The 18,406-nt window shown below is 41.5% G+C and carries 13 protein-coding genes and 1 pseudogene; 2 read left to right on the forward strand and 12 right to left on the reverse strand.

Features of this window, described 5'->3' with window-relative positions; all coding sequences use genetic code 11:
• The first annotated feature begins 152 nt into the window (after positions 1-152).
• Positions 153-1,636, forward strand: a pseudogene (gene pclR, locus QMQ21_RS06665) (virulence transcriptional activator PclR).
• 50 nt (positions 1,637-1,686) lie between these two features.
• On the opposite strand, the gene yaaA reads toward pclR, so the two are convergent.
• The 6 genes from yaaA to QMQ21_RS06695 form a co-directional block, all read right to left on the reverse strand.
• Positions 1,687-2,415, reverse strand: a complete 729-nt coding sequence (gene yaaA, locus QMQ21_RS06670; protein WP_261814136.1) for a peroxide stress protein YaaA — start codon at positions 2,413-2,415, stop codon at positions 1,687-1,689.
• A 78-nt stretch (positions 2,416-2,493) separates the two neighbouring features.
• Positions 2,494-2,658, reverse strand: a complete 165-nt coding sequence (locus QMQ21_RS06675; protein WP_261814137.1) for a YczI family protein — start codon at positions 2,656-2,658, stop codon at positions 2,494-2,496.
• Positions 2,659-2,835: 177 nt separating this feature from the next.
• Complete coding sequence (locus QMQ21_RS06680; RefSeq protein ID WP_261814138.1) at positions 2,836-4,431, reverse strand: hypothetical protein; 1,596 nt, start codon at positions 4,429-4,431, stop codon at positions 2,836-2,838.
• An 11-nt stretch (positions 4,432-4,442) separates the two neighbouring features.
• Positions 4,443-4,853, reverse strand: coding sequence for a peptide deformylase (locus tag QMQ21_RS06685; protein WP_078237849.1), 411 nt, complete (start codon positions 4,851-4,853; stop codon positions 4,443-4,445).
• Positions 4,854-4,982: 129 nt separating this feature from the next.
• A complete protein-coding gene (locus QMQ21_RS06690) occupies positions 4,983-7,151 on the reverse strand; it encodes a mucin-binding protein (protein WP_261814139.1) in 2,169 nt (722 codons plus the stop codon).
• 137 nt (positions 7,152-7,288) lie between these two features.
• Positions 7,289-9,985, reverse strand: coding sequence for a cation-translocating P-type ATPase (locus QMQ21_RS06695; protein ID WP_261814140.1), 2,697 nt, complete (start codon positions 9,983-9,985; stop codon positions 7,289-7,291).
• 306 nt (positions 9,986-10,291) lie between these two features.
• Between QMQ21_RS06695 and mntE the strand changes: the two genes are divergently transcribed.
• Positions 10,292-11,476, forward strand: a complete 1,185-nt coding sequence (gene mntE, locus QMQ21_RS06700) for a CDF family manganese efflux transporter MntE (RefSeq protein ID WP_261814141.1) — start codon at positions 10,292-10,294, stop codon at positions 11,474-11,476.
• 37 nt (positions 11,477-11,513) lie between these two features.
• Here mntE and QMQ21_RS06705 read toward each other — a convergent pair whose 3' ends face one another.
• The 6 genes from QMQ21_RS06705 to glmM form a co-directional block, all read right to left on the reverse strand.
• Positions 11,514-13,385, reverse strand: coding sequence for an ABC-F family ATP-binding cassette domain-containing protein (locus QMQ21_RS06705; protein ID WP_261814142.1), 1,872 nt, complete (start codon positions 13,383-13,385; stop codon positions 11,514-11,516).
• Positions 13,382-14,581, reverse strand: coding sequence for a CCA tRNA nucleotidyltransferase (locus QMQ21_RS06710; protein ID WP_261814143.1), 1,200 nt, complete (start codon positions 14,579-14,581; stop codon positions 13,382-13,384). The genes QMQ21_RS06705 and QMQ21_RS06710 overlap by 4 nt, the downstream gene beginning before the upstream one ends.
• Positions 14,578-15,345, reverse strand: coding sequence for a 4-hydroxy-tetrahydrodipicolinate reductase (dapB, locus tag QMQ21_RS06715; protein ID WP_261814144.1), 768 nt, complete (start codon positions 15,343-15,345; stop codon positions 14,578-14,580). Before dapB ends, QMQ21_RS06710 begins: the two co-directional genes overlap by 4 nt.
• Positions 15,346-15,737: 392 nt before the next feature.
• Positions 15,738-16,586, reverse strand: a complete 849-nt coding sequence (locus QMQ21_RS06720; protein WP_261035047.1) for a DegV family protein — start codon at positions 16,584-16,586, stop codon at positions 15,738-15,740.
• 1 nt (position 16,587) lies between these two features.
• Positions 16,588-16,962 carry a DUF1149 family protein gene (locus tag QMQ21_RS06725; protein ID WP_001050081.1) on the reverse strand — a complete coding sequence of 125 codons (375 nt, stop codon included), beginning with the start codon at positions 16,960-16,962 and terminating at the stop codon, positions 16,588-16,590.
• Positions 16,963-17,035: 73 nt separating this feature from the next.
• Complete coding sequence (gene glmM / locus QMQ21_RS06730; protein WP_023948132.1) at positions 17,036-18,388, reverse strand: phosphoglucosamine mutase; 1,353 nt, start codon at positions 18,386-18,388, stop codon at positions 17,036-17,038.
• Positions 18,389-18,406 lie beyond the last annotated feature (18 nt).

Here is an 18,406-nt window from a genome sequence, read left to right on the forward strand (position 1 = left end):
TTCTATACAATTAATATATTCTCTTTTTGTACCTAAAAGCCACTTATATTATTCTAATTTTTCTGACTAATTCAGACGCTTTTTCTACTCCGACATTTTTGTACACTTTAGACAATAATATGATATAATGAAAATAGGAGGAAAATACCTATATGCGTAACCTTTTATCTACGAAAAATCAGCGACAATTACGTTTAATGGAAACCCTAATTCAACATCGCGATTGGTTGAAATTGCATGAACTTGCCGAAAAGTTAGGATGTACAGAACGAATTCTAAAAAGTGATTTAAATGAATTACGTGCTGCTTTTCCAACTATTGACATCCAATCTTCTGTTAACGGAATTATGATAGATTTAGAAGTTAATACTAGCGTTGAAGATATTTATCAATATTTTCTTGCTCATTCTCAATCTTTTCAATTACTAGAGTATCTGTTTTTTAATGAGGGCCTACCTATTTATCGAACAATAGAAAATCTTCACTCTAGTAATGCCAACCTCTATCGATTGGGCAGAAATATTACAAAAACTCTGTCAACTCAATTCCAAATTGAACTATCATTTACTCCATCCGAAATACGTGGGAATGAAATCGATATTCGCTATTTTTTTGCCCAATATTTTTCTGAGCGCTATTATTTCCTAGACTGGCCTTTTCCTGACCTTCCTGAAGAGGATTTAACAGAGTTTGCTGATTTCTTCTATAAAATCACGATTACCCGATGCGATTTTCAATTTATAGAATGTATAAATTGATGATAGCTATCAGTATTTACCGCATCAAAAGTGGTCATTTCGTCGACTTATCCAATCATTTTAACGATGAATACTACCCTCTTTTGATGAGTATTCCAAACTTTGAGGAGATACTTGTCCATTTTTCTGAAAAACTGGGACTGGAAATCACTCCAGATATCATCGCACAAATTTTTATTTCCTTTATTCAAAACAATCTTTTCTTAGATCCTCAAGAGTTCTTTAATTCATTAGAAGAAAACAGTGAAGCTAGATACTCATACCAATTACTTAGTCAAATATTAGAACGCCTATCAAAACAATATAAGATTACTTTTACCAACCACGATGAGCTTATTTGGCATTTGCACAACACTGCTTTCTTTGAAAGACAGGAAATCTTTTCTACCCCAATCTTATTTGAACAAAAAGCATTGACGATTAAAAAATTTGAAGTTTACTTCCCAGACTTTATGGGGAGTACACGTCAAGAACTAGCCCAATACCGTCAGGCGATTGGACAGCATGACCATCCTGAACAGTTGGAACACTTGATGTACACCATCTTAACCCATGCTGAAAACCTCTCTACTCAGTTGTTAGAAAATCGACCACCTATCAAGGTTTTGATTATCAGTAACTTTGACCACGCCCTATCACTTACTTTAAAGGATATGCTTACATACTATTGTAACAATCGATTCACCTTTGATACTTGGGATGAATTAGAAACAAGCCCTGAGATTTTAAATCAGACAGGTTATGATATCATCGTGTCTAATTTCTATATTCCAGGAATTACCAAGAAGTTTATTTGTCAAAATCATCTGTCAATAATGGATTTGGTTAATCATCTTAATACTTTATCAAATGAGATTCATATATCCAATACTTTATAAGATAGAAAAAAGTTAGCATAATTCTGCTGACTTTTTCTTTTATCTATTTTCTATACTTCCTTTACAAAAACCAATTCCTGTGGCTGTGACAGGTCTTCTCGGTAGTTAAATCCTGCAAAGCTTAAGCGACGAGCTTCTTCCACCGTCTGTACTTGATTTTCTATAAGGGCTGTCAGGAAGGCACCACGCGCTTTCTTGGAGATAGTTGAGTGAATTTTCAGCTGACCACCTTTGTCCTCCATGAATTTGAAGGTCACCATCTTTTCTCTGATTTCCTTAGAAAATACAGTCTCAAATTCTGATGACAAGAGGGAGAAAATTAGGTCTTCACCATTCATAGTCTCATCATAGGCTGTCTTCCAATGGATCTTCAAAGTCTTACCAGCGACTTTTAACTTCATCAAAAAGTCCAAACGGTGAGGGGACATAGGCGACAAGGCTGGAACGACTCCGTACAAAGCCGAAGTAATAAAGACATGATTTTCAAGATAGGCTTGTTCTGCCTCGTCCAGTTTGTCTCGCTTGATATTACGGTACATCAGCCCATCAAAAAGTTTTAAGGCTGGGTAGTGTTGAGCAGTTTGCCTTTTCAAAGCTTGGATATATTGAAATTCTTCCGCAGCTTTCTCGGCTGAAACTTTGTAAAAACTCTCCAATTGACTAGCAGAATAGCGGGCCAAGGCATCCAGCACGGCCTGGCTTTCTGGTTTTAAAGAAGTTGCTTCGATACTTGGCAAGTCTGTGTTCATTTCTTTTGCTGTAGGGATTAAAATTTTCATATTAATAGTGTAGCATATTTTTTTGCCGCTACCAAGAAATTCATCTGAAAAACCTCGGTTTGACCGAGGCTTCTCTATTTATTTGGGCCATCCTAACCAGACAGCCACGAGAACAAGGGCTAGGCCAGCTAAACTTGTTAAGATAGATAAGAATTTATCTTTTTTCTCCTTGAACTGAGAAAAACCTATCTTCAAAGCGAGCAGTCCGAGTAACATTGAAACAACCATCACATAAAAACCCATTTGTTGTCCTCCATTAGTATTAATTTATCTTATCATAACATATACTTTTTAAAGAAAGCTGTTTTATACTCAATGAAAATCAAAGAGCAAACTAGGAAACTAGCCGCAGGTTGCTCAAAGCACAGCTTTGAGGTTGCAGATAAAGTTGACGTGGTTTGAAGAGATTTTCGAAGAGTATTACTGCACTTTAAATGTCTTGAGATAATTGTCTTTTCCTACTTGACCTTCGAAGTTTTTACCATTTTCAAGGTAAGGGAGGTCATCTGATACAGAGGCCTTGACCTTGTAAATCTTGCCATCAACTTTAAAGAAGTAGACGGTGTCTCCTTTGATAACAGCTGATTTAAGGTCTGCTACCACACCCTTGATATTCTCTGTCGTTTCATTATCAATCTCAAGGTCGTTTTTATTGGCGTACTTGCTGAGCAGTTCTTCTACTGTAGTAGCTACGATAACATTTTGGTACTCGACTGCGTCTACCAGAGCGTACTCTTTGACCAAGCCAGCATTGTCCTTCAAGCCCATGATGTAGAGAGGCTTGTCATTGAGGTTGATGAGGATTGGGAAAGTTGCCTTGTAGGATTTTTCCTGAACAGCACCTTCGGCTGATTCACGGGCGGATTCTTCAGTCGCAGAAGCCAAGCTATACTTCGTGATTTCCCCTGTTCGCATATTTTCAAGAATGAAGCCAAGATTACTTTCATCTGCATTGGCCGACGTCACACCTGTGTAGAGATAGATGTCATTGCCGATAGACAAGTAATTATAGCCCTTGGTAGTCTGGGTCACGTTTTTCTTGGAAATCATGGCATTCCAGAAACCGTCCTTGTACTTGCCGTTGTAGTTGATTTGTTCAATGGTTTCCTCAGCTGGATAGACCCTGTCCACCCATTCTGGAACATCTGACAAGCTGTATTCCTTGGTTTCTCCATTTGTAGCATCCAAGATAATGACTGAAACAGGACGAGGAACTGCAAGTCCAAATTGCTTTTGGTAAACCGTCGCTACATAGAAAGGATTGCCCTCATCGTCCACCTCAAAAGATGGAGTTTTGAAAATTTTGGTTGGATACTTCAAGCGCAGGTGACGCTTGACATCACGGTTAAAATACTCCGAGTCCGAATACTTGATTGGTGTCTTCAAGTCCACCAAGTCCGCATTACCGGTTACCATGTCCACCTTGATATATTCGCCGATTCCCTTAGCTTGATTATTAAACCACTTGATAGGATCTGCATATTCTAAGGGTGTAACCCGATAAGGCTTCCCATCAATCGTCAATTGGGTATAGGTGTCTGCCGCTACGTACTGCGACACCTTATCCGTTAGGGAACCCAAGTAGCGGTCACCAATTTTTTCAGCAGTACTTCTATCTAAAATAGGAACCTTACTGGTGTCAGTCTTAGGAAATTCAGTAAAGTCTTTTTCAGTAACCGTGACTACATTGGCATAATTCTTAGCCTGAAAAATGCTAGAAGTCACCAAGGAAACCAAAGCTGCCAAGAGAAGAATTCCTCCAATAGAAGCTAAAAGGATTTTCCCTAACCGATTGATTTTGAAACCCTCTAGATTTAAGGCAGCTTCTGCCTTGCCGTGGCGCACATGAACCGTTTTGACTAAATTGATTCCCTTGCCAAAGCCAAATAAGACTGCCACAACCAGCAAATGCCCACAGAGGAAGAAGAGAAATTCCCAGCTGGTCAGGTTAAGAGGCGGTAAAAAGATATACCAGGTCGTTGCGATAAAAATAAGTTCAAAGACTATTCGTTTCATTTGCTTTCCTCCTAAATGATTCGTCCTTCCAAGTGATCCAGTTCATGCTGGCAAATCTGAGCCGGGAAGCCTGTCAAAGTAATGGTCTGTTCCTGCCACTTGCTGTCACAATAGGCAACCCTTATAGTTTCATAACGCTTAGTAGGTCTCACACCTGTCAAGGACAAACAACCTTCCTCTGTCTCATAAACTCCTTCAGAGGACAGGAGCACTGGGTTAAACATGACCACAGGAACCAAGCCAAGATTAAAGATAATCACGCGCTTCTGCACCCCAATCATATTGGCAGCCAGACCGACACAAGTCTCACGATTTGCTAAAAGCGTATCCTGCAAATCTCTAGCAAGATAAAGGTCTTCCTGACTTGCCGGCTGAGACACCTGAGATAAAAACAAAATATCCTTTACAATTTTCTTCTCCACTTCCTCACACTCCACTTACTTTTTACTATATTATAGCAATTATAGCACAAAAGCCGATAACTGCAAGCCCTTTCCCTAAACTGTAGCAAAAAGCCATCCGAAGATGACTTTTTTTCTATTTGTAAATTCTTAATCTTTTTTAACTTTAAACAATAGGACGCCAGATAGGGCTGATAAGAATCCGACTACTAGCAAAATAGAATCATGACTAGCTGTCTCTGGTAGTTTACCAGCTTCCTTTGTTTCACTTATTATTGGAGTTTCTGGGTGCTTTGGCTCCTCAGGCGCTGGACTTGCTGGAGTCTTTGGTTGCTCAGCAGTCGGAACTTCAGGTTGCTTGGGTTCCTTAGGGGATGGTTTTTCGGGAACCTTAGGTTGAGCAACAGCTGGAACTTCGGGGCGCTTTGGCTCCGCAGGTACTGGACTTGCTGGAGTTTTTGGTTGCTCAGCAGTTGGCATTTCCGGCTGTTTAGGGTCCTCAGGTGTTGGCTTTTCAGGATCCTTAGGTTGATCTACCGTCGGTACTGCTGGGTTCTTTGGCTCCTCAGGGGTTGGAGCCTCTGGCATCTTGGGTTGATTACCTCTTGGTGGTTCTGGCTCAGTAGCTTTCACAGGTAGATAATTGATTATTGTGTCTTTTGTAAAATCTTCTGGTACTTCAGGTAATAAGTAACCCAATTCTGGATGCGAAGAATCCTTCAACACCAAATCAGTAGCTGATGTCACAGCCTTATAACCTTTAAGATAAGGGATTGTTCCTAAACCTGGATTGCTAGCAAGACCTGCTTTAGCAGGATTACCATCTTGGTCATTGGGATATTGAATCAAAGCCACATTCTCATTTGCAGTTGGAGAAATGGCTATCCATTTTCCTAATTGTTTGTAGTAAACAGTTTCCCTAATTACAGGATCTGTTACTGCCACTGTTTTCTCTGCAACTGCTTCTTTATCTGCCACCAAGCCTTTTAGCAGTGGTGTCGCTACTTTAGATAGATTTGGTTGATCACTCGTCCAATCACGATAATAAAGGTCTCCTCTTACAAAATCAACCTTGGCAACGCGTTTGAAATCAACTTGATCATTTCGATCTTCAGCAACCTTATCATGTGTCACAAAATCTCGATAAGCAATGTTTCGGTCAATAGATTTTTTATTGACGATTTTAGAAACACTGGCAGGCCATAAAGGTGAATCTTGAACATCCTCATCAACTTTTTTATGAGCAGTTGGAATTCTATCTTCAGGATAAATAAATTCTAGGCGAGGGGTTAAAGCAACCTTAAATATTTGACCAGTCTTACTATCTTGGTCAAAATATTGTAAACCTCGATCATAATCACTTGATACAAGATCGTATCCTTGTCGCTTGTAGTCACTAATCGTTTTTAGCGTACTGTATTCAATAGGATAACCAGATTCCCCAGTAACTGTATCTTCCTTCAGTAGCTTGTTTTCACTGATATCCACATAGCTAATCTTGGCTGTTTGATTTTTAATATGCTCCTGTTTTATTTTCCAGTTAGAATAGGAAATTTCCTTAGTAACAAGATTAACAGTCGCATAGCGTTCAAAGGAAATACTTTGTTTTTTCTCAGCAAAGGCTTCTTTACCATTATTCTTATATTTATATTTAATGATTCTTTGAATCGTTCTCTCTAAAGGCCTTTCTTGATTGGTTCTGATCTTTTCAGCATCTGCAGGCCACTTAGGACTATCGACAACACCAGCTTCCACCTCTTCATTTGACTTAGGATTAGTCTGGTTTTGTAAGCTAATCACTTCATGTTTTGGAGTTAATTTAATAGTATACGTTTGCGGAGTCTGATCATCTTGAAACAGCTTCTTCGATTCATCCGTTTTCAAATAACCATCTTCAACCAATACATAGCCATTCCATTTGAACTCACTAATTTTCTTTCTCGTATCGTAGTGAAGATCCTCTCCCACCTTACCAGTACGCTCATCTGAAAAAAGTTTTTTCCCTGTTGATTCATCAATATAATTAAATTCAACACGAGATTCCTTTTCAGTCACTTTAGGTGTATCTAAATGTTTTTCTTCAAAATGTTGCTCTTCTGAAGCAGTAGCTTCTTTTTCTGAACCCTCGACAGACTTATCCTTGTCAATGCTTTCGCTAGAAGGTTTGTCTGTTTCTAAGATATGACTAGCTGCGAGCGTTTCATCTGCAGATACACTCCCAACAGAGCCAGCTAAAAAACCTAAACCACAAGCCACAACAACTGAAGCAACACCCAAACTCAATTTACGGATAGAGTAAATACATTTTTTACTTCCCATGATTTCCCCCTAAGTTATTATTTACTATTCTTATACCTAATATTTTAGTAAGCGGCATTACATTTAACATCTCTTTTTTAAAGTTTTTTCTATTCTTTTTAAAGTTATTTAAAAAAGCCATCCGAAGATGACTTTTTTTAAATCGCATTCTTGTCAAAGCCGAGTTTACGTTGGATAAATTTAACGATTTCGACGATGATAATCATTGAGAAGCTTCCGCCTATAACGATTCCCCATTGTGACAAGTCTAGTTTGGTTACGTGGAAGATACCTTCAAGCGGTTCTACAACGATTGTTGCCATAAGAAGGATAAAGGATACCAAGATGGACCAGTTGAAGGTCTTAGACTTGAATGGGCCAACTGTCAAGATGGATTGGTAGACAGACTTGACATTGTAGGCATGGAAGAGCTGAATCAAACCAAGGGTTGCAAAAGCCATAGTAAGGGCATCCGCATGAATAGCATGATTATCACCCACATGTACTGGGTAAGCAATCGCAAGACCATAAACACTCATAACAATAGCTGCTTGGAGTACACCTTGATAGATGATAGAACTCAAAACACCACCTGAGAAGAAGCTTGCCTTGCGTCCACGTGGTTTATGATTCATGACACCAGGCTCAGCAGGTTCAACACCAAGAGCGATAGCTGGGAAGGTATCTGTTACCAAGTTGATCCACAAAAGATGAACTGGCTGCAAGACGTCCCAACCAAACAAGGTTGATAGGAAGATGGTTAATACTTCAGCAGTATTGGCAGAAAGTAGGTACTGGATAGTCTTTTGAATGTTTGAGAAGACCTTACGTCCTTCTTCAACTGCAACAATAATAGTCGCAAAGTTATCATCTGCAAGAATCATGTCAGAAGCCCCCTTAGAAACCTCTGTACCAGTGATTCCCATACCGATACCGATGTCTGCTGTTTTCAAAGCTGGCGCATCATTGACACCATCACCTGTCATAGCAACGACTTTACCTTGTTTTTGCCAAGCCTTGACGATACGAACCTTGTGTTCTGGAGACACACGGGCATAAACAGAGTATTGACCAACTACTTTTTCAAAGTCTTCATCTGACAGTTCGTTGAGCTCAGCACCAGTTAAAACGTGACCTTCTGTATCGTTTGCATCAATGATTCCCAAACGTTTGGCAATAGCTTCTGCAGTGTCTTGGTGATCACCCGTAATCATGATTGGACGAATTCCCGCTTCCTTAGCCACACGAACAGCCTCAGCTGCCTCAGGACGTTCAGGGTCAATCATCCCAATCAAACCAGTAAAGATTAAATCATTTTCAAGCTCTTCAGAAATAAGGTTTTCTGGAATGCTGTCAATAATCTTATAAGCACCAGCAAGGACACGCAAGGCTTGGTGAGCCATTTCAGAGTTGTTTGTATGGATGAGATTTGCAACCTTCTCATCAATCGGAGCAATATCCCCAGCCTTATCACGAAGAACACAACGTTTCAAGAGTTGGTCTGGCGCACCTTTAACAGCTACGAGGAAGCGTCCATCTGCAAGTGGATGAACTGTTGACATGAGCTTACGTTCAGAATCAAATGGCAACTCAGCCACACGAGGATATTTCTCTAAAAATCCTTTGACATCGTAGCCCTTGTCCAAAGCATATTGGATAAAGGCTGTTTCGGTTGGATCACCAATCAAGTTTCCTTCCACATCAATTTTCGTATCATTGGCCAAGACAACTGAACGAAGCAGGGGCATTTCAAGACCTAGTTCAATGTCATCAGCTGAGTCATGTAGAACCGCATCGTAGAAGACTTTTTCGACGGTCATCTTGTTCATAGTCAGCGTACCAGTCTTGTCAGAAGCGATGATTTCTGTTGAACCAAGAGTTTCTACAGCTGGCAACTTACGAACGATAGAGTTTCTTTTAGCCAAAACTTGAGTACCGAGGGCAAGAACGATAGTTACGATAGCTGGGAGACCTTCTGGAATGGCTGCAACGGCAAGGGCAACAGAGGTCATCAACTCACCGAGTGGATTTTTCCCTTGAATGAAAACACCAACTACAAAAGTAACAAGGGCAATGACCAAAATTGCATAAGTCAAGACCTTAGAAAGGTTGTTCAAGTTTTGTTTAAGTGGTGTGTCTGTCTCATCTGCATCTTGGAGCATGCCAGCGATATGACCAACTTCCGTGTACATACCTGTATTGACAACAACTCCAAGACCACGACCATAAGTCACATTTGAGTTTTGGAAAGCCATATTGACACGATCACCAATACCAGCATCTGCAGCAAGCTCGACTGACAAGTCTTTTTCGACTGGCACAGACTCACCTGTAAGAGCTGCTTCTTCAATTTTAAGAGAGTTGGCTTCTAGTAAACGTAGGTCTGCTGGCACTACATCACCTGCTTCGAGGGCAACGATATCTCCAGGTACCAATTCTTTAGAGTCAATCTCCGCCATGTGACCATCGCGAAGAACGCGGGCAGCTGGACTTGACATAGATTTGAGGGCTTCGATGGCTTCTTCTGCTTTTCCTTCTTGGTAAACACCAAAGGCAGCATTGATGATAACCACAGCTAGGATGATAATAGCATCTGCGATATCTTCCCCACCAGAAGTCACGACTGACAAGATTGCTGCCGCAACTAGGATGATAATCATCAAATCCTTAAATTGCTCGATGAATTTGACCAGGATTGATCGTTTCTCTCCTTCTTCGAGTTCATTGTGGCCGAATTCAGCAAGGCGTTTTTCTGCCTCGCTTGATGACAAACCTTGCTCGGTCGCATCCACAGCCTTCAAGACCTCTTCAGGACTTTGAATGTAAAACGCTTGGCGTTTTTGTTCTTTTGACATGTGTCTCCTCCTTGACATTGTGTGCAAAACAGACTCTCTTTTTCTCATCGTATCTTTTCACGATAAACAAAAAGAGACCTGTTAATCATAACAAGTCTCGCTGTTTAAGATAGGGCCGGAAAGCATACTCTTCAGTATAAAATTCGGAATGACGACACTATCACAGGTTTCTGCCAGCTACTCCCTTGAGTAGTACTATTATACCAAATTTTGAAAAGTTTTCAAAGAGTAAAAACTGCCTTATTTGAATTTTCCCTTGAAAACCAGTATAATGGTAGAATGCTATGTGACTAGAAAGGAAGTTGAATGAAGCAATCTATTTCAAATCTCAAGTTGGCGGAACGTGGTGCCATTATCAGTATTTCGACCTACCTGCTCTTGTCTGCAGCAAAATTGGCTACTGGACATCTCCTTCATTCATCCAGTTTGGTAGCCGATGGTTTTAACAACGTGTCCGACATCATTGGAAATGTAGCCCTCTTGATTGGGATTCGAATGGCGCGCCAACCTGCTGACCGAGACCACCGTTTTGGTCACTGGAAGATTGAGGATTTGGCTAGCTTGGTCACTTCTATCATCATGTTCTATGTTGGCTTTGATGTGCTGAGGGATACCATTCAAAAGATTATCAGTCGTGAAGAAACAGTCATTGATCCTCTTGGTGCCACTCTAGGAATCATTTCTGCAGCGATTATGTTTGTGGTTTATCTCTATAACACTCGCCTCAGTAAGAAATCCAACTCCAAAGCACTGAAGGCTGCCGCCCAGGACAATCTTTCTGATGCTGTCACCTCACTTGGTACTACCATTGCCATCCTGGCTAGCAGCTTTAATTATCCGATTGTGGATAAACTGGTTGCCATCGTCATCACTTTCTTTATCTTGAAAACTGCCTATGATATCTTTATCGAGTCTTCCTTTAGTCTTTCAGATGGTTTTGACGACCGTCTGCTTGAGGATTATCAAAAGGCCATCATGGAAATTCCCAAAATCAGCAAGGTTAAGTCCCAAAGAGGTCGCACCTACGGTAGCAACATTTATCTTGATATTACGCTAGAAATGAATCCTGACTTGTCGGTTTTTGAGAGTCATGAAATCGCGGATCAAGTCGAGTCTATGCTGGAGGAACGTTTTGGCGTCTTTGATACCGATGTCCATATTGAGCCAGCGCCTATCCCTGAGGATGAAATTTTAGACAATGTCTACAAAAAATTGCTTATGCGCGAACAATTGATTGACCAAGGAAATCAACTGGAAGAACTCTTGGCTGACGATTTTGTCTATATTCGTCAAGATGGAGAGCAGATGGATAAAGAGGCCTATAAAGCCGAAAAAGACTTGAATTCTGCTATCAAAGACATTCAAATCACTTCCATCAGTCAAAAGACCAAACTCATCTGCTATGAATTAGATGGCATCGTCCATACCAGTATCTGGCGACGCCACGAAACCTGGCAAAATATCTTTCATCAAGAAACCAAAAAAGAATAGAGAAATCCTGTCCATAAGACGGGATTTTTCTATTCTTCTAACTATCAAACTCACTTAGGTATTCATAGCGTTCGTATTTTTCAAGGAGTGCTTCGTTTTTCTCATCCAGTTCTTTTTGAAGAGTAGACAACTTACCAAAGTCAGAGCCGTTGGCCTGCATTTCCTCTTCAATAGCAGCGATACGATTTTCCAAGGCTTCAATATCACCTTCAATGCTTGCCCACTCCTGCTTTTCTTGATAGGTCATGCGTTTCTTGTCTTCACGAAACTTGACCACTTTCTCCTTTTCAGCCTTTTGCACTTGATTGGCCATCTCTGTTTCAAAGGCTTTTTCATCAAGATAGTCGGTGTAATGACCAAAGAAAGGACGAATTTTACCATTCTCAAATGCGAGAATCTTGGTCGCCACCTTATCCAAGAAATAGCGGTCGTGACTAACTGTCAAAACAGGTCCCGCAAATCCTTGCAAGAAATTCTCCAAAACTGTCAAGGTTGCAATATCCAAATCATTGGTTGGCTCGTCTAAAAGAAGAACATTTGGTTTTTCCAAGAGCAGTTTGAGGAGATAAAGGCGTTTTTTCTCTCCCCCAGACAATTTCTCAATCAAGGTTCCATGCGTCGAACGTGGGAAAAGGAACTGCTCCAGCAGCTCTGCAATCGAAGTTGTAGAACCACCGCTGGTCTTGACCTCTTCTGCCACTTCCTGCAAGTAATTGATCACTCGCTTGCTTTCATCCAAACCCTCAATTTGCTGAGAGAAATAGGCGATGCGAACAGTTTCCCCAATCACAACTTGTCCTGCTGTCGGCTCAAGACTTCCTGCAATCAGGTTAAGGAGAGTTGATTTCCCAACACCGTTGTCCCCAACAATTCCGATACGGTCTTTGGCCTGCACCAAGAGATTAAAATCTTGCAAAATAGGCTTGTTTTCATAGGCAAATGAAACATCCTGAAACTCGATGACTTTCTTCCCAATCCGACTGGTTTCAAAGTTCATAGTCAAGTCTGTCTCAGCAACGCCGCCTGAAACTTCCTTTTTCAGGTCGTGGAAACGATTGATACGAGCCTGTTGCTTGGTCGCACGCGCCTGCGGTTGTCTACGCATCCAGGCCAATTCTTGCTTATAGAGTTGTTCCTTTTTGTGGAGAAGAGCCGCATCGCGTTCATCCTGTTCCGCCTTAAGGCGAACATAGTCCTGATAATTCCCTTGATACTCTGTCAAGCCTGCGCGATCCAACTCGAAAATCCGTGTTGACAAAGCGTCCAAGAAATAGCGATCATGGGTGATAAAAAGGACGGTTTTCTTAGAATTTTTTAAAAAGAGGGTCAGCCACTCAATGGTCGCAATGTCCAGATGGTTGGTCGGCTCATCCAGAAGCAAGAGGTCATGGTTGCCAAGGAGAACTTGCGCCAACTGGACCCGTCTTCTTAAACCACCTGACAATTCCCCAACAGGAGTAGATAAGTCCTGAATACCCAACTTGCTGAGAACCGTCTTGACCTGACTCTCAATTTCCCAAGCTTGGAGGGAATCCATCTCTGCCATGATCCGTTCCAAACGCGCCTGCTTGTCCTCACTGTAGTTGAGCATGAGGAGCTCATACTCACGAATGAGCTGGATTTCCTTGAGGTCGCTAGATAGGACCGTATCCAAGACCGTCTTGCTATCATCAAAATCAGGATCCTGTGTCAAGTAACCAATCTGGTAATCATTCTTAGCTGAAAAGGGACTGACATCCCCATCAAAGCCAGAAACACCAGAAAGGACATCCAAAAGGGTAGTCTTGCCAGTTCCATTAACACCGATTAAACCAATTCTATCCAAGTCATGGATGATAAAGGAAATATCCTTAAAAACGGTCTTGTCACCGACGGATTTACTTAGTTTTTCAACGATAAAATCACTCATTTTTTCTCCTTCAGATAAGCATGGATGGCTTGGCGGTCATTTTCCAATTCTCCATCGACAATGGCATATTCAATCTCTGTTAAAATCTCTCCCAAGTCTGGGCCTGGTTGATAGCCATATTCCTTAATCAAAATGCCACCATTAATCTGAATTTCTTTCTTATCATGAATGGTCAAACTCTGGTAAGTTTCTGTAATTGCTTGTGGGTTGACTTCTTTTCCTTGGGCTTGACGAAGATTTTCAGCCTGTAAAAGCAAAGCCAAGTCAAAGCGGTAACAATCGCGCTTGCTCAATTCTCCCTTTTCACGCAAGGTCAAAATAGTCAGTAAATCCTGAACTTGCTTAGCAAACTGACGTGAGGTCTTCCAAGCCTTCAAAAATGGCTGCGCATTTTCAATCTCCAAAGCCCACAGTAGAGCAGCCCAGGCTTGCTCTGAAGATTCAAAGGTGAAATCAGTCTCCAAATCAAACAGTCTGTTAAGCTCGTCCTGGCTAGCTGCCATATCAGGGAGATAATCATAAGCTTGACTCTCAATCATGGAAGTCAAGCCCCTTCTCCAAAATGGAGCCAGCAAGAGTTTATCAAACTCAACGAAGGTACGCTCCACAGAAATTTTCTCCAAAAGTGGCGTCAAAGTCTTCATAGCTTTAAATGTTTCTGACTCAAGCTCAAAGCCAAGACTGGCCTGAAAACGGAAGCCACGCATAATCCGCAAAGCATCTTCGTTGAAACGCTCACTTGCCACTCCAACCGCCCGCAAAACTTGATTTTCTAAATCTTCTAAACCATGGAACAAGTCAATGATTTCTCCTGTATCGTCCAAGGCAAAGGCGTTGACTGTGAAATCACGGCGCTTGAGGTCTTCTTCTAGCGAGCGCACAAAGGAGACCGCACTGGGTCTGCGATAGTCCACATAGACATCCTCTGTCCGAAAGGTGGTTACCTCATACTCCTCATCCCCATCTAAAACTAAGACGGTTCCATGCTCGATTCCGATATCGGCTGTTCGCGGAAAAATCTGCTTGGTTTCTTCTGGATAAGAAGACGTCGCAATATCCACATCATGAATGGGACGATTGAGGAGGGCATCTCGAACAGAGCCCCCAACAAAATAGGCCTCAAAACCTGCTTCTTTAATTTTTTCTAATACTGGTAAAGCCTTCTGAAATTCAGAAGGCATTTGCGTTAATCTCATAATAAGTGTTCTAATCCATAGACAAGCTCATGACGCTTGACAACTTCTTTAATTCCCAAATTCACCCCTGTCATGAAGGAGCTGCGATCATAGGAGTCATGACGGAGTGTCAATCCTTCTCCCTGATTGCCAAAGATGACTTCCTGATGGGCTACTAAGCCTGGCAAACGTACTGAGTGGATCCGCATGCCATCAAAGTCAGCACCACGAGCACCTGCAATCAATTCTTCTTCATCAGGCGCACCTTGCTGGGTAGACTCTCGAACTTCTGCCATTAACTCAGCTGTTTTAATAGCTGTTCCACTCGGAGCATCCTTTTTCTTGTCATGATGGAGCTCGATAATCTCCACATTTGGGAAATATTTAGCAGCCTGCCTTGCAAATTGCATGAGTAAAACAGCACCCAAGGCAAAGTTAGGAGCGATCAAGCCACCCAAATCTTGAGCACGAGAAAATGCTTTTAGCTCTGCAATTTCTTCACTCGTGAAACCTGTTGTCCCAACCACTGGAGCAAAGCCATTTTCAAGAGCAAAGCGTGTATTTTCATAGGCAACAGTTGGAGTAGTAAAGTCTACCCAGACATCCGCTTCAAAGCCTGCTAAATCAGCCTTATCCTTGAAAACAGGAATACCCTGCCATTCTGATTCAGACTCAAAGGGATACAAAACTGCTACCAAGTCCAAGTCTGGATCAGCCAAGACCATCTGACAAGCAGCCTGACCCATCTTTCCCTTAAAACCAGCAATAATTACTCGAATACTCATCTCTACTCCTGACTAAGATACAAAGGACGATAGCTGCCCTTGAAAAATAGGGAATGACGCTGACTTTCCATGAAAGGCAAGACAGGCATCTTTTTTCAAGAGGCAGGTAGTCCGTGTTCAATTTCTAAGATACAAAGCCTGTAAGAACATAGAGTGAAAATAGGAGTTCTAATCAAGGAGTGTCTCCTCCCTCCTTGGAAGAACTATCTTTTTCACAGAGGGTTCCAGGCGTGTTCAATTATCAAGATACAAAGGGCCTTAGCTGCCCGTGAAAAATAGGGGATGGCGCTGACTTTCCACAAAAGGCAAGACAGACATCTTTTTTCAAGAGGCAGGTAGTCCGTGTTCAATTTCTAAGATACAAGCCTTCTTAACTAGTCTAGAAGTGCTAACTAAATCACTGGAATATAACCCAGAGCAATACTTCCTGCTCCTAGGTGTGTTCCAATGACACTACCAAATGTAGCAAGTGAAATATCCGTACCCACTTCAGAATCTAGCAAGTGCTGACGCAATTCTTCAGCCTTTTCAGGAGCATTCCCGTGAATGACAATGATACGGTATTGGCCTGAAGCTGTTGCTTCCTTGATAATCTCAATTAAACGCTTGGTTGCTTTCTTTTCAGTACGAACTTTTTCGTACACTTCAATCACACCTTGGTCATTAAAATAAAGAATCGGCTTAATGCTTAGCAGATTGCCCAAAATCGCAGCTCCATTTGAAAGGCGTCCCCCTTTAACCAAGTGGTCCAAGTCATCCACCATGATGAAAGCAGATGTGTGACTAATCTGAATAGCTAGCTTATCCTGAATAATGGCAAAGTCATCGCCCTGGTCTCGCCAGTTAAAGACACTTTCAACCATGATACCCAGAGGAGCACTTGTAATCAAAGTGTCTGGGAAAGCAATAGTTAAACCCTCATATTCTTCTATCATATACTGGATATTTTGGTAAAAACCTGAAATTCCAGAAGATAGGAAAAGCCCCAAAGCATGTGTATAACCTTGTTCTTTGAGCGAAGTTAGAATCTCATCTAACTTGGCAATACTTGGTTGACTGGTCTTAGGCAATTCAGAAGCCTGAGCCATTTTTTGGTAAAACTCCTCAGCAGTCAGATTGATACCTTCGACATACTCCTCACCATCAATATTAACAGGAATATCCAAGACAAATAAATCTTCTCTTTGCAAGGTATCTGCACTGAGATAGGCAGAGGAATCTGTGATAACAGCTAATTTCATATTAGAACTCCAAATTGATTCCTGGTAAGTCTAATGCAATCTCAGTTACTTCATAAGTCAAACGGTTGAGCATGTTCAAACATGGACGAGCCAAGGTTTCCACTTCTTCTTGGTTCAATTCACTTGGCTCGTTAACAATACGACCATCGATATGGTTCACCTGTGAAATGGTTCCACTGATGACAAATTTATCAAATACAATCATAAAACTCAAGACAACAATCAAGGAAGTCACTTGATTTTCTTGGTCATGTTGAATTAGTTGGAAGTTCACATCCACCTTAGTTTCAGGAGCTCCATTTTCATTTTCCCATTCAAAATTACGCGCATCAAAATGATACTGACTAACAAATTCTTGTTCACGTTTAAGATTCATGTCTTTCTCCCTCGGCTACAATATTATAAGCTATTGTACCATAATTTTTTATTTTCATCTAGTTTTCTAGGATTTAGTCAATCCCGATTTCAGCTCGAACTACGTCTGCGATGGTATCAACATAGTAGTCCACTTCTTCTGTTGTAGGCGCTTCTGCCATAACACGCAAAAGAGGCTCTGTTCCACTTGGGCGAACAAGGATACGGCCATTCCCCGCCATTTCAGCTTCCATCTTCTCGATGATAACCTTGATAGCTGGCACTTCCATAGCCTTTTCCTTCATGGCATTTTCCACTCGGATATTGACTAATTTTTGTGGATAGATGGTTACTTCTGCTGCCAACTCTGACAAGCTCTTACCAGTTTCCTTCATGATTTTGGTCAATTGAACAGCAGATAATTGGCCATCACCTGTTGTATTGTAATCCATCAAGATGACGTGACCAGACTGTTCACCACCAAGGTTGTAGCCTGATTTTCGCATTTCTTCAACAACGTAACGATCGCCAACTGCAGTGACTGCCTTGTTAATGCCTTCACGATCCAAGGCCTTGTGGAAACCAAGGTTAGACATAACGGTTGTCACGATTGTATTTTGCGCCAATTGTCCTTTTTCAGAAAGGTATTTTCCGATGATGTACATAATCTTGTCACCATCGACGATATCGCCATTCTCATCGACAGCAATCAAACGGTCACTGTCTCCGTCAAAAGCCAAACCGATAGCTGAGTCACTTTCTTTGACCACTTCTTGAAGGGTTTCTGGGTGGGTTGAACCAACATTAAGGTTGATGTTAAGACCATCTGGTGTTTCCCCGATAACCGTCAATTGAGCGCCAAGATCTGCAAAGATTTGACGGGCACTTGTAGACGCTGCACCATTGGCCGTATCCAAGGCAACCTTCATTCCTTCAAGAGGAGTTCCAGTTGAAACAAGATATCCTTCATACTTACGCAAGCCTTCTGGATAATCTACCAAGGTTCCCAAGCCTTCAGCACTTGGACGTGGCAGAGTGTCTTCTGCAGCATCTAGCAGGGCTTCAATTTCTGCTTCTTTTTCATCATCTAGTTTGAAACCATCACCACCAAAGAACTTAATCCCATTATCAAGGGCTGGGTTGTGGCTAGCAGAAATCATGACACCGGCACTTGCCCCTTCAGTTTTAACCAAGTAAGCTACTGCTGGTGTTGCCAAAACACCAAGTTTGTAGACGTGAATCCCTACAGAGAGGAGACCTGCCACCAAGGCAGATTCTAGCATTTCCCCTGAAATACGTGTGTCACGTCCTACAAAAACTTTCGGTGCTTCCGTTTCATGTTGGCTAAGAACATAGCCTCCAAAACGTCCTAGTTTAAAGGCCAATTCTGGCGTTAATTCTACGTTAGCTTCTCCACGGACTCCATCAGTCCCAAAATATTTACCCATTTTTATAAAATCCTTTTC

It is taken from the genome of Streptococcus bouchesdurhonensis (assembly GCF_948472335.1).

What these genes read in the sequence shown, in the direction of transcription:
- QMQ21_RS06690 (WP_261814139.1), bottom strand. Translation starts at nt 7,151, where the DNA reads ATGGGAAGTAAAAAATGTATTTACTCTATCCGTAAATTGAGTTTGGGT.
- QMQ21_RS06675 (WP_261814137.1), bottom strand. Translation starts at nt 2,658, where the DNA reads ATGGGTTTTTATGTGATGGTTGTTTCAATGTTACTCGGACTGCTCGCT.
- glmM (WP_023948132.1), bottom strand. Translation starts at nt 18,388, where the DNA reads ATGGGTAAATATTTTGGGACTGATGGAGTCCGTGGAGAAGCTAACGTA.
- QMQ21_RS06710 (WP_261814143.1), bottom strand. Translation starts at nt 14,581, where the DNA reads ATGAGATTAACGCAAATGCCTTCTGAATTTCAGAAGGCTTTACCAGTA.
- mntE (WP_261814141.1), top strand. Translation starts at nt 10,292, where the DNA reads ATGAAGCAATCTATTTCAAATCTCAAGTTGGCGGAACGTGGTGCCATT.
- QMQ21_RS06720 (WP_261035047.1), bottom strand. Translation starts at nt 16,586, where the DNA reads ATGAAATTAGCTGTTATCACAGATTCCTCTGCCTATCTCAGTGCAGAT.
- QMQ21_RS06705 (WP_261814142.1), bottom strand. Translation starts at nt 13,385, where the DNA reads ATGAGTGATTTTATCGTTGAAAAACTAAGTAAATCCGTCGGTGACAAG.
- QMQ21_RS06695 (WP_261814140.1), bottom strand. Translation starts at nt 9,985, where the DNA reads ATGTCAAAAGAACAAAAACGCCAAGCGTTTTACATTCAAAGTCCTGAA.
- QMQ21_RS06680 (WP_261814138.1), bottom strand. Translation starts at nt 4,431, where the DNA reads ATGAAACGAATAGTCTTTGAACTTATTTTTATCGCAACGACCTGGTAT.
- dapB (WP_261814144.1), bottom strand. Translation starts at nt 15,345, where the DNA reads ATGAGTATTCGAGTAATTATTGCTGGTTTTAAGGGAAAGATGGGTCAG.
- QMQ21_RS06725 (WP_001050081.1), bottom strand. Translation starts at nt 16,962, where the DNA reads ATGAATCTTAAACGTGAACAAGAATTTGTTAGTCAGTATCATTTTGAT.
- yaaA (WP_261814136.1), bottom strand. Translation starts at nt 2,415, where the DNA reads ATGAAAATTTTAATCCCTACAGCAAAAGAAATGAACACAGACTTGCCA.